The sequence below is a fragment of the Rhodococcus sp. DMF-1 genome (assembly GCF_021441945.1).
In the GTDB taxonomy this organism is placed as follows: domain Bacteria; phylum Actinomycetota; class Actinomycetes; order Mycobacteriales; family Mycobacteriaceae; genus Rhodococcus; species Rhodococcus ruber.
Map to the genome: position 1 here is coordinate 889,340 of NZ_CP090442.1, position 11,751 is coordinate 901,090.

The window sequence follows — 11,751 nt, forward strand, 5'->3', positions numbered from 1 at the left end:
CAGGGTCGATCGTCCCCGGCGCACGCCCGCTCGTCCCGCGCCCCGGCCTGCGCCGGCGGTGTCGGGCACGACTGGCACCATGGTGGGCATGCTGCACGGGTTGTGGTCACCGGGGGCGGGCCTGATGCTGTGGCGCGACGACGAGCACCCGGCCGACGACACACCGGCTGTCCTGCGCCGATGGATCGACCGCCCGTTCCGGCACCGCGTCGAACTGCGACTGCCCGGCGACGACGCACCGCGGCCGCTCCCCGCGGTGGCGATCGCGCCTGCCGACGCCGCGGAGCTGCTGCTGGCGTTGCCCCGGCACGCCGAGACGGTGGCCGGGGACCTGCGGTACCTCGCCCACGTCGCCCGCGGCATCGAGCGGTGGGCACAGGCCGGGCGGGTGGCCCCGGAACTGCACCGCGCCGACGGGCAGTGGTGGGCGCGGTGGCGCCTGCTCGGCGGCGACCGGATCCGAGCCTGGACGGCCGAGCTGTCCGCCGCGATGCCGCCGGTGCAGCGGCAGGCCGGGCGGCCCGCGGCGCTGCTCGACGACCTCGTCACCGAACTCACCGATCCGATCACCCGGTCCCTGATCGGCAACGTCGGTACTTCCCTGCACCCGTTGATCGCGGCCCTGGCCGAGGGGCAACCGCACCACAGTGGCACCCAGCGCATGGCCGACGCACTGGACGAATGGCGGTCCTCGCTCGCCGGAAACGAGCCCGACCTGGTGCTGCGACTCGTCGAGCCGGAAGACGACGAGGACGAGGCCATCGGCGCCGACACCCTGTGGCGGCTCGAGGTGTGTCTGCGCTCGGAGGGACAGGCACCGGCGCCGGTGCCGGTGGACGGCTCCGACGCGCAGCTGCTGCAGATCGGGATCCGCAAGCTCGGCGCTGCCCTGAAGGCGTATCCGCGGTTGCAGGACGTGCCGCGCGACCCGGACAGCCTCGACCTGTTGCTGCCGACCGGGGTGGTGACAGATCTGGTGGAGCACGGCGGCCGAGCACTGGCGGACGCCGGCGTGGCGCTGCTGCTGCCCCGCGCCTGGGCGCGGCTCGAGCCGTCGCTGCGGCTGCAGGTGTCCTCGCCGGTGGCGCCCGTCGCCGCCGAGGACGACACCGTCGGCATGAACGCGCTCGTCTCGTTCGAGTGGCAGCTCGCCGTGGGCGACATGCTGCTCACCCCCGCCGAGATGGAACGGCTGATCGCGGCCAACAGCGACCTGGTCAAGCTGCGCGGCAAGTGGGTGCAGGCGGATCCGCTCGCGCTCGCCCGGGCCGCCCGCTACGTCGCCGGCCAGGGCGCGACGGACGCGACGCTGGCGACGTTGTTCGGCCGGTTCACCGGCGACGAGCCACCACCGGTGGAGGTCACCGACGTCGCCGCGACCGGCTGGGTCGCGACCCTGCTCGACGGGCAGGTCCGGCCCGAGGCGGTGCCGTCCCCGCCCGGCCTGCATGCGACCCTGCGCCCGTACCAGCAGCGCGGCCTCGAGTGGCTGGCGTTCATGAGCGGCCTCGGGCTCGGCGCCGTGCTGGCCGACGACATGGGTCTCGGCAAGACCGTGCAGGTGCTCGCGCTGCTCGCCCACGAACGGGCCGGCGACGTCGCCACCGATCCGACGCTGCTGGTGTGCCCGATGTCGGTGGTGGGCAACTGGCAGCGCGAGGCCCAGCGGTTCGTGCCGGGCCTGCGCGTGCACGTCCACCACGGCCCGGCGCGGCTGCGCGACGCCGCCCTGGCCGCGGCGGTCGCCGACAGCGACCTGGTGATCACGACGTACGCGCTCGTCGCGCGGGACGTGACGCAGTTGCGGTCGCTGCGGTGGGGCCGGGTGGTGCTCGACGAGGCCCAGCACGTGAAGAATGCCGCGACCGCGCAGTCCCGCGCGACGCGGGCGGTCCCCGCGCGGCACCGCATCGCGCTCACCGGCACCCCCGTCGAGAACCGGCTCGAGGAGCTGCGCTCGATCCTCGACTTCGCCAATCCCCGCCTGCTCGGTTCGCCGGCGACGTTCCGCGCCCGGTTCGCCGTTCCGATCGAGCGGGAACGCGACGCGGCGGCCGCCGCGCGGTTGCGGGCGCTCACGTCGCCGTTCGTGCTGCGCCGCGTCAAGACCGACCCGTCGGTGATCTCGGATCTGCCGGAGAAGTTCGAGCAGACGGTGCGGGCCAATCTCACCGCCGAGCAGGCGGCGCTGTACCGGGCGGTGGTCGACGAGATGATGCGGCAGATCCGGGACAAGGAGGGGATGGCCCGCAAGGGCGCGGTGCTCGCCGCGCTGACCCGGCTCAAACAGGTGTGCAACCATCCGGCGCACTACCTGGGCGACGGCTCCGGGGTGCTGCGCCGCGGCCGGCACCGGTCGGGCAAGCTCGGGCTGGTGGAGGACATCGTCGAGTCGATCCTCGCCGACGGCGAGAAGGCCCTGCTGTTCACGCAGTTCCGGGAGTTCGGCGACCTGATCGCGCCGTATCTGGCCGAGCGCTTCGGCACCACGGTGCCGTTCCTGCACGGCGGCGTGTCCAAGGGCCGGCGCGATGCGATGGTCGCCGCGTTCCAGGGCGACGACGGTCCGCCGATGATGCTGCTCTCGCTCAAGGCCGGCGGTACCGGTTTGAACCTGACGGCCGCGAATCACGTGGTGCACCTGGATCGTTGGTGGAACCCGGCGGTGGAGAACCAGGCCACCGACCGGGCGTTCCGCATCGGCCAGCGCCGCGACGTGCAGGTCCGCAAGCTCGTGTGCGTCGGCACCCTGGAGGAGCGGATCGACGAGATGATCTCGGGGAAGCAGGAATTGGCGGAGCTCGCCGTGGGAGCCGGCGAGAACTGGATCACCGAGCTGTCCACCGAGCAACTGCACTCGCTGCTGTCCCTGGGCGACGAGGCGGTGGGCGAATGAGCCCGGCGGGCGGGTTCGATCGCTACGGCAAGCGCCGGCGGGTCGTCGGCGGCATCGAGGCGCGGACCAAACGCGGCTCGATCGGACGCACCTGGTGGTCGAAGGAGCTGGTTGCGGCGATGGAGCAGGTCGCCGACAAGGGCCGGCTCGCGCGGGGCCGGACCTATGCCCGGTCGGGTCAGGTGGTCTCGATGCGGCTCGAGCCCGGCGCGGCGGTGGGGGAGGTGCAGGGCAGCCAGCTGCGCCCGTTCACCTCGACGGTGACCATCCGCACCCTCGACGAGGACGCGGTCGCGGACCTGATCGACCGGGTGCGGTCCGCGCCGGGCATGCTGGTCCGGCTCGCGGGGGGTGCGCTGCCGGAGGAGCTGGGTCCGCTGCTGCTCCCGCGGCGTGCCGGTGAGCTGGACTTCGATTGCACCTGCCCGGACGACGGGTGGCCGTGCAAGCACGCGGCGGCGGTGGCCTACCTGCTGGCCGAGCACGTCGACGAGCAGCCGCTGGCGGTGCTCACCCTGCGCGGGGTCGACCTGAGCACGGTGATCGGTGGGGTGGACGAGGCCGAGGCCGGCGACGAGGATTTCTACGGGAACGAGATCCGGTTGCCGGATCTGCCGGCCGAGCCGTACCGGCCCGCGCCCGAGGATCTCGATCCGACGCTGCTGCGCCGGGCGCTGCGGGCGGGCGGCACGGACGAGTCGGTCGTCCTCCGCGGCACGTCGGACCTCGAGGAGATGTACCGGCGGCTGCGATAGGCCGCTCCGCGGCCCGTGCGTCCTTTGGGCGGCTGGGGCAGCCCAAAGGAGACACCGGCGGCGAAGCCGCCTATGGACATACATGGACTTCCAACTATAGGATGAGCACACATTGCTGGGGGTGCCGCCCGCTGCCCCCGATCATCCCACCGAAACACGAGAATTCGACCAGTTAGGACGGATCCGGACATGAGCGTTCGAGAACTCACCCACTTCGTCGGAGGCAAGCACATCCCCGGTGCCTCCGACCGGTTCGCCGACGTCTTCGACCCCAACACCGGTGCGGTGCAGGCCCGGGTTCCGCTCGCCGACGTCGCCGAGGCCGAGGCCGTGATCGCGAACGCCGTCGAGGCGCAGAAGGAATGGGCGGCGTTCAACCCGCAGAAGCGCGCCCGCGTGCTGATGAAGTTCCTGCAGCTCGTGCAGGACGACATGGAGAACCTGGCCCGGCTGCTGTCCTCCGAGCACGGCAAGACCGTCGCCGACGCCAAGGGCGACATCCAGCGCGGCCTCGAGGTGATCGAGTTCGCCACCGGGATCCCGCACCTGCTCAAGGGCGAGTTCACCGACTCGGCCGGCACCGGCATCGACGTGTACTCGATGCGCCAGCCGCTCGGCGTCGTCGCCGGCATCACCCCGTTCAACTTCCCCGCGATGATCCCGCTGTGGAAGGCCGGCCCGGCCATCGCGTGCGGAAACGCGTTCGTGCTCAAGCCCTCCGAGCGCGACCCGTCGGTGCCGCTGCGCCTGGCCGAGCTGTTCATCGAGGCCGGGCTGCCCGCCGGCGTGTTCAACGTCGTCAACGGCGACAAGACCGTCGTCGACGTGCTGCTCACCGACGAGCGCATCAAGGCCGTCGGCTTCGTCGGCTCCACCCCGATCGCCCAGTACATCTACGAGACCGCCGCCGCCCACGGCAAGCGCGCCCAGTGCTTCGGCGGCGCCAAGAACCACGCGATCGTCATGCCCGACGCCGACATGGACCAGGTGGCCGACGCCCTCGTCGGCGCCGGCTACGGCTCCGCCGGTGAGCGCTGCATGGCGATCTCCGTCGCCGTGCCGGTCGGCGAGGAGGCCGCCGAGGCGCTCGTCGCCAAGCTGAAGGAGCGGGTCGCCGGCCTGAAGGTCGGCCGCAGCGACGACCCGAACGCCGACTTCGGGCCGCTGGTCACCGCCGAGGCCCGTCAGCGGGTGCACGACTACATCCAGAAGGGCATCGACGAGGGCGCCGAGCTCGCCGTCGACGGGCGCGACTTCGTGCTCGAGGGCCACGAGAACGGCTTCTTCTCCGGCCCCACCCTGTTCGACCGGGTCACCCCGGAGATGACGATCTACCGCGAGGAGATCTTCGGTCCCGTGGTGGTCGTCGTCCGCGCCCACGACTACGAGGAAGCGCTGCGGCTGCCGTCGGAGCACGAGTACGGCAACGGCGTGGCGATCTTCACCCGCGACGGCGACACCGCCCGCGACTTCACCAACCGCGTCAACGTCGGCATGGTCGGCGTGAACGTGCCCATCCCGGTGCCGATCGCGTACCACACCTTCGGCGGCTGGAAGCGGTCCGGCTTCGGCGACCTCAACCAGCACGGCCCGGACTCGGTGCGCTTCTACACCAAGACCAAGACGGTCACCCAGCGCTGGTTCTCCGGCGTCAAGGAGCACGCGGAGGCAAACCACTTCGTCATCCCGACGATGGACTAGGCAGAGGTAGCAGATGTTCACCCTCACCGACGACGACCGGGCGATCCGCGACACCGCCCGCGACTTCGCCGCCGAGTTCCTCGCCCCGAACGCGGTCGAATGGGACCAGAACAAGCACTTCCCGGTCGACGTCCTGCGCAAGGCCGCGGCGCTCGGCATGGGCGGCATCTACGTCCGCGAGGACGTCGGCGGGTCGGGCCTGCGCCGTCTCGACTCCGTCCGGATCTTCGAGGAACTCGCCAAGGGCTGCCCGTCGATCGCCGCGTACATCTCCATCCACAACATGGTCACGTGGATGATCGACCGGTTCGGCAACGACGAGCAGCGCCGCCGCTGGGTCCCCGGACTGTGCACGATGGACCAGCTCGCCAGCTACTGCCTGACCGAGCCCGGCGCCGGCTCCGACGCGGCGGCCCTGAGCACCAGGGCCGTCCGCGACGGCGACGAGTACGTCCTGACCGGCGGCAAGCAGTTCATTTCCGGCGCCGGCACGTCGGACGTGTACGTGGTGATGGCCCGCACCGGTGAGCCCGGCCCGCGCGGCATCTCCGCGATCATCGTCCCGAAGGACACCCCCGGGCTGTCCTTCGGTGCCAACGAGAAGAAGATGGGCTGGAACGCCCAGCCCACCCGTCAGGTGATCTTCGACGGCGCCCGCGTGCCCGCCGAGAACCTTCTCGGCGAGGAGGGCAGCGGCTTCCGCATCGCCATGCACGGGCTCAACGGCGGCCGGCTCAACATCGCCGCGTGCTCGGTCGGTGGCGCCCAGGCCGCGCTCGACAAGACCGTCGGATATCTCGCCGAGCGCAAGGCGTTCGGCGAGCGGCTGCTCGACTCGCAGGCCCTGCAGTTCCGGCTCGCCGACATGCGCACCGGCATCGAGGCCTCCCGCACGCTGCTCTGGCGCGCCGCCGACGCCCTCGACCGGGGTGCCGACGACGTCGTCGAGCTGTGCGCGATGGCGAAGCGGTTCGCCACCGACGCCTGCTTCGACGTCGCCAACGACGCGCTGCAACTGCACGGTGGTTACGGCTATCTTGCCGAGTACGGACTCGAGAAGATCGTGCGGGATCTGCGCGTACACCAGATCCTCGAAGGAACCAACGAGATCATGCGGGTGGTCGTCGCGCGCAGCGTGGTGGCCGCGGCGCAGAACGGAGCAAAATGACCGAGACGGAAGACGTCCTCGTCCGGGTCTCCGGCGGCATCGGCCGGATCACCCTCAACCGGCCCAAGGCCATCAACGCCCTGAACTACGACATGGTGAAGGCGATGGCCGCCGCGCTCGACGAGTGGGCCGGGGACGACTCGGTCCGCGCGGTCGTCGTGGACGGGGCGGGGGAGCGCGGCCTGTGCGCCGGCGGCGACATCGTCTCGATCTACCACGACGCCCGCGACGGCGGCACCGGCTCGCAGGACTTCTGGCGCGACGAGTACATCCTCAACGCCGCCATCGGCCGCTACCCGAAGCCGTACGTCGCGATCATGGACGGCATCGTCATGGGCGGCGGCGTCGGGATCGCCGCCCACGGCAACGTCCGGATCGTCACCGAACGCTCCACGATCGCGATGCCCGAGGTGGGCATCGGCTTCGTCCCCGACGTGGGCGGCACCTGGCTGCTCTCGCGCGCCCCGGGCGAGCTCGGCACCCACCTCGCGCTGACCACCGGTCGCATGAAGGCCGGCGACGCCATAGCCCTCGGTTTCGCCGACCATTTCGTGCCGTCCGAGGCGCTCGACAAGTTCGTCGCCGCCCTCGAATCCGGCACGGTCGACGAGGCGCTCGCCGAATTCGCCCGACCGGCCCCGGAGTCGCCGCTGCTCGCGCAGCGCTCCTGGATCGACGCCGCCTACTCCGCGCCGACCGTCGAGGAGATCGTCGCCCGCCTGCAGGCCGCAGAGGAGCCCGAGGCCCACGCGGCCGCCGAGCAGATCCTCGGCAAGTCGCCCGTCGCGCTGAAGGCGACCCTGCGCTCGGTGCGGCACGCCCGCGAACTCGGCAGCCTCGAAGAGGTGCTGAACGAGGAGTACCGGGTCTCGCTGGCGTCTCTGCGCTCGCACGATCTCGTCGAGGGCATCCGAGCGCAGGTGGTCGACAAGGACCGCAACCCGGCGTGGTCGCCGGCGACCCTCGCCGACGTCACCGACGCCGACGTCGACGCGTACTTCCAGCCCCTCGGCGAGCTCGAACTCGGCCTCGCCGCACCCGAGAAGGAAACCGCCTGACATGAGCACTCTGCCGAACGTCGCCTTCCTCGGTCTCGGCCACATGGGCGGGCCGATGGCCGCGAACCTCGTCAAGGCCGGCTACCCGGTCACCGGCTACGACCCGGTGCCCGCCGCCCAGGAACAGGGCCGCGCCGACGGACTCACGATCGTCGAGTCCGCGACCGACGCGGTCCGCGACGCCGACGTCGTGATCACCATGCTGCCCAACGGTGCCCTCGTGCTGAAGCTGTACGACGAGGTCCTGTCGGCCGCTCGGCCGAACACCCTGTTCGTCGACAGCTCCACCATCGACGTCGCCGACGCCCGCGCCGCCCACGAGAAGGCGGTGCAGGCCGGGCACCGCGCGATCGACGCGCCCGTCTCCGGCGGTGTCGCGGGCGCCGCCGCCGGCACCCTGGCCTTCATGGTCGGCGGGTCGGAGGAGGACTTCGAGGCCGCGAAGCCGCTGCTCGAGGTCATGGGCCGCAAGGTCGTGCACTGCGGCGGGTCCGGCGTCGGCCAGGCCGCCAAGATCTGCAACAACATGATCCTCGGCGTGTCGATGATCGCGATCAGCGAGGCCTTCGTCCTCGGTGAGAAGCTCGGCCTGACCAACCAGGCCCTCTTCGACGTCGCGTCCAACGCCTCCGGCCAGTGCTGGGCGCTGACCAGCAACTGCCCGGTGCCCGGCCCGGTGCCCACCACCCCCGCCAACAACGACTACCAGCCCGGGTTCGCCGCCGCGCTCATGGACAAGGACCTCGGCTTGGCCGCGAATGCGTTGCGCGCCAACAACGTCGACGCCGAGTTGGGTCTGCGGGCCGCGGAGATCTACCACCGGTTCAACACCTCGGGTGGCGGCGGGCTGGACTTCTCGGCCATCATCACCGAGATCCGCAACCGCTCGACAGAACAGGAAACCCAGTGACGGACTTCGAGACGATCCTGCTCGACCGCAAGGACCGCGTCGGCATCATCACGCTCAACCGGCCCAAGGCGCTCAACGCCCTCAACAGCCAGCTGATGCGCGAGGTGGTGGCGGCCGTCGAGGAACTCGACGCCGACGCCGGCATCGGTGCGATCCTGCTCACCGGATCCGAGAAGGCGTTCGCCGCGGGCGCGGACATCAAGGAGATGGCGCCGAAGACGTTCTCCGAGGTGTACGCGGAAGATCTGTTCTCCCAGTGGGATCGGCTCTCGTCGATCCGGAAGCCGATCGTCGCCGCCGTCTCCGGGTACGCCCTCGGCGGCGGCTGCGAACTGGCGATGCTGTGCGACTTCATCATCGCCTCGGACACCGCCAAGTTCGGCCAGCCCGAGATCAAGCTCGGCGTCATCCCCGGCATCGGCGGCTCGCAGCGGCTCACCCGCGCCGTGGGCAAGGCCAAGGCGATGGACATGTGCCTGACCGGCCGGAACATGGACGCCGAGGAGGCCGAGCGGGCGGGCCTGGTGTCGCGCGTCGTGCCGGCCGCGGAACTGTTCGACGTGGCGCTCGAGGCCGCGACCACGATCGCGTCGATGTCGCTGCCCGTCGCGATGATGGCCAAGGAAGCGGTGAACCGGTCCTTCGAGACCACCCTCGCCGAGGGCGTGAAGTTCGAACGCCGGGTGTTCCACTCGACGTTCGCCACCGCCGACCAGAAGGAAGGCATGGCCGCGTTCGTCGAGAAGCGTGCACCGAAGTTCGAGCACGCCTGATCGTCCGAAACACACCGGGGCCGTTCCGCACTCGTGCGGAACGGCCCCGGTGTGTTTCACCAGCGGCTGGGCTCGCCGCCGGTGTCGAAGTCGCCGGCGTCGTGGCGCAGGCCCGCCAGGATGCGCAGCAGCGTCTCGAGCTGATCGTCGGGCACGCCGGGGCGCGCGAACACCTCGGCGTTGAGCTTCTCGGTGGTCGCGACGGCCAGCGCGCGTCCCTCGTCGGTCAGTTCCACCAACGTCGCGCGACGGTCGCTCGGGTGCGGGGTGCGGCGCACCAGACCGGCGGTCTCGAGCCGGTCCACGGCGTTCGTGACGCTGGTCGGGTGGACCTGCAGGCGGGCGCTGGCCTTCGCCATCGGCAGCGCCCCGGTCCGGGTGAAATGCAGCAGCGTCAGCAGCTCGTACCGGGCGAAGGTGAGCCCGAACGGTTTGAGGACCTCCTCGACCCGCGCCATCATGATCTGCTGCGCGCGCATCACCGAGGTCACCGCGGCCATGCCGTCCGCGACCTCGCCCCAGCCGTGGGCCGTCCACTGGCGGTGGGCCTCGGCGATCGGATCGAGCGGTAGCGGTGCGGGCATACGTCGATCATCCCACGTGGTGCCGCGTGGAGGTGACGCGGACACAGCTTCCGCGCCCCGCGCGGCCGGCCGCCGAGGGTGAACGACACGCAACGGCCGGAACAACGTCGCATGAACCCGCGAGGACATCCAAATGTGGCCGCCCGCCGCTCGATTCGCGACGGCTAGAGTGCGCGCGTGCACATCCTGTTCGTCTGCAGCGGCAACGTCTGCCGGTCCGTGATCGCGGAGCGGCTGACGCGGGCGTACGCGTGCGAGTCCGGGTGGGCCGACCTGACCGCCGAGAGCGCCGGCACCCGGGCCCTCGTCGGGTATCCCGTCGAGCCGCGGGCGGCCGCGGTCATCGCCGGACTCGGTGCGGATGCGAGCGATTTCCGCGCCCGCCGGGTGACCGCCGCGATGGTCGACGGCGCCGACCTGGTCCTGACCATGAGCGAGGAGCAGCGCGACCGCGTGTCCGGCCTGGTCGCCGGCGCCGCGGCGAAGTCGTTCACCCTCACCGAGGCGCACCGCATCGCGACCGTCACCGGCGCGGCGACGGTCGCGCGGCTCGATGCCTGCCGGGATCCGAGCGGCGCGGCCCGGACCCCGAACATTCCCGACCCGATCGGCCTGTCCGCGCCGGTGTTCGTCGAGACCGGGGACCTGATCGCCGCGGCGCTGTTCCCGCTGCTCGACGTCCTCGCGGGCGCGGCGGTCGCCGTCGGTCAGCGGCAGGCGTAGTCCCCGAATCGTTCGTCCACCTCGGCCGCGCTCAACCCGAAGTCCTCGAGCCGGTAGCGGTGCGCCGGCCGGCGATCCCCGCTGCGGCTCTCGGCGTGCAGCGCGGCCATCGCCTGCTCGGCGCCGGCGGTGAGCCGGATGCCGAGCCGGTCGTAGACCGCGCCCACCGTGCCGAGGGGATCGGCGACGAAGTCGCGGTAGTCCACGTCGACGAACCGGTCCGGGTCGTGCCGGCGCCGGGCCGCCTCGAAGGTGTCGAACCCGCGCGCCCACAGCTCGAGCTGGCTGCGCCCGATGCGCTCGCCGCGGAAGGTGTGCGACCAGCCGTCGGTGGCGTGCGCGGCCAGGCTGCACACCGACGGGATCACGGTGCGCGGGTCGCGGTGGGTGACGACGATCAGCGCGTCGGGGTAGACGGTGAGCAGTTCGTCGAGGGCGAACAGGTGGCTCGGGTTCTTCAGGACCCAGCGCTTGTCGGCGTCCGGCAGCCCGATCAGCTGCAGGTTCCTGCGGTGCCGGGCGTACGCGCCGGTCCAGTCCTGCTGCGCGAGCCACCGCGAGTAGGTGGGCAGATGCGCGAGGCATTCGTACGACACCGACCGGAAGGACTGTCGCAGCAGCTGCCAGCACTCCTCGACCTCGCCCGCGGACATGTAGTGCACGCCCATGAACTCGGGGTGCTCGACGTGATGCTGCGCGAATCCCGCTTCGAGCGCGGCGAACGCCGGGTTCTGGGGCCACGTCTCGCGCGGGGGCCGGGGCTGCGGCATCTCCGTCAGCCACATCTCGAGTCCCTGGTGGGCGGGGTCGGCGGTGAGCAGGCGGTGCAGGGCGGTGGTGCCGGTGCGGGGCAGCCCGGTGACGAAGATCGGGCGCTCGATCGTCACGTCGGCGTGTTCGGGGTGGGCACGCCAGGCCGCCTCGCTCAGCAGGCGGGCGACGAGGGCGCCGCGCAGGAACACCCGCGACATCTTGCTGCCCAGCGGGGTGAGCTGCTCGTCGCGCGCATACGAGTCGAGCAGGACGCCGAGGGCGTCGGTGTAGTCGTCGTCGCCGAAGTCGGTCAGGCCGGTCAGCCGGGTCGCGGAGGCGTGCAGGTCCTCGACGGTGCCGACGCTGGTGCGCTCGGTCATGGATCTCCGATCCCCGTGCGCGGTTTCGGTAGCAGTGGCTACCGAAACCG

General features: G+C 71.4%; 10 protein-coding genes. 8 read left to right on the forward strand and 2 right to left on the reverse strand.

All coding sequences use genetic code 11. From position 1 onward, the window contains the following. The first annotated feature begins 88 nt into the window (after window positions 1-88). The 7 genes from LZP97_RS04145 to LZP97_RS04175 all read left to right on the forward strand — a co-directional run bounded on the left by LZP97_RS04145 (window position 89) and on the right by LZP97_RS04175 (window position 9,261). A complete protein-coding gene (locus LZP97_RS04145; protein ID WP_026137995.1) occupies window positions 89-2,896 on the forward strand; it encodes a DEAD/DEAH box helicase in 2,808 nt (935 codons plus the stop codon). Next, on the forward strand, window positions 2,893-3,651 hold the full coding sequence (locus tag LZP97_RS04150; RefSeq protein WP_010595848.1) for an SWIM zinc finger family protein: 759 nt from the start codon (window positions 2,893-2,895) through the stop codon (window positions 3,649-3,651). The genes LZP97_RS04145 and LZP97_RS04150 overlap by 4 nt, the downstream gene beginning before the upstream one ends. A 189-nt stretch (window positions 3,652-3,840) precedes the next feature. Then, on the forward strand, window positions 3,841-5,352 hold the full coding sequence (locus tag LZP97_RS04155; protein ID WP_048772896.1) for a CoA-acylating methylmalonate-semialdehyde dehydrogenase: 1,512 nt from the start codon (window positions 3,841-3,843) through the stop codon (window positions 5,350-5,352). Between the two features lie 13 nt (window positions 5,353-5,365). Further along, window positions 5,366-6,520: an isobutyryl-CoA dehydrogenase gene (locus LZP97_RS04160; protein WP_010595850.1), complete on the forward strand. Its 1,155-nt coding sequence runs from the start codon at window positions 5,366-5,368 to the stop codon at window positions 6,518-6,520. Continuing rightward, entirely contained in the window at window positions 6,517-7,578 is a 1,062-nt protein-coding gene (locus tag LZP97_RS04165) for an enoyl-CoA hydratase/isomerase family protein (protein WP_040275886.1), read from the forward strand. The genes LZP97_RS04160 and LZP97_RS04165 overlap by 4 nt, the downstream gene beginning before the upstream one ends. Window position 7,579: 1 nt before the next feature. Continuing rightward, window positions 7,580-8,488, forward strand: coding sequence for a 3-hydroxyisobutyrate dehydrogenase (gene mmsB / locus LZP97_RS04170; protein WP_010595852.1), 909 nt, complete (start codon window positions 7,580-7,582; stop codon window positions 8,486-8,488). After that, on the forward strand, window positions 8,485-9,261 hold the full coding sequence (locus tag LZP97_RS04175) for an enoyl-CoA hydratase (RefSeq protein WP_010595853.1): 777 nt from the start codon (window positions 8,485-8,487) through the stop codon (window positions 9,259-9,261). Before mmsB ends, LZP97_RS04175 begins: the two co-directional genes overlap by 4 nt. 56 nt (window positions 9,262-9,317) lie before the next feature. On the opposite strand, the gene LZP97_RS04180 is transcribed toward LZP97_RS04175, so the two are convergent. Beyond that, window positions 9,318-9,845, reverse strand: a complete 528-nt coding sequence (locus LZP97_RS04180) for a MarR family winged helix-turn-helix transcriptional regulator (RefSeq protein WP_010595854.1) — start codon at window positions 9,843-9,845, stop codon at window positions 9,318-9,320. 177 nt (window positions 9,846-10,022) lie between these two features. Between LZP97_RS04180 and LZP97_RS04185 the strand changes: the two genes are divergently transcribed. Continuing rightward, on the forward strand, window positions 10,023-10,568 hold the full coding sequence (locus tag LZP97_RS04185) for an arsenate reductase/protein-tyrosine-phosphatase family protein (RefSeq protein ID WP_010595855.1): 546 nt from the start codon (window positions 10,023-10,025) through the stop codon (window positions 10,566-10,568). Here LZP97_RS04185 and LZP97_RS04190 read toward each other — a convergent pair. Next, window positions 10,553-11,701, reverse strand: coding sequence for a sulfotransferase family protein (locus LZP97_RS04190; protein ID WP_017681719.1), 1,149 nt, complete (start codon window positions 11,699-11,701; stop codon window positions 10,553-10,555). The two genes, LZP97_RS04185 and LZP97_RS04190, sit on opposite strands and share 16 nt — an antisense overlap. Window positions 11,702-11,751 lie beyond the last annotated feature (50 nt).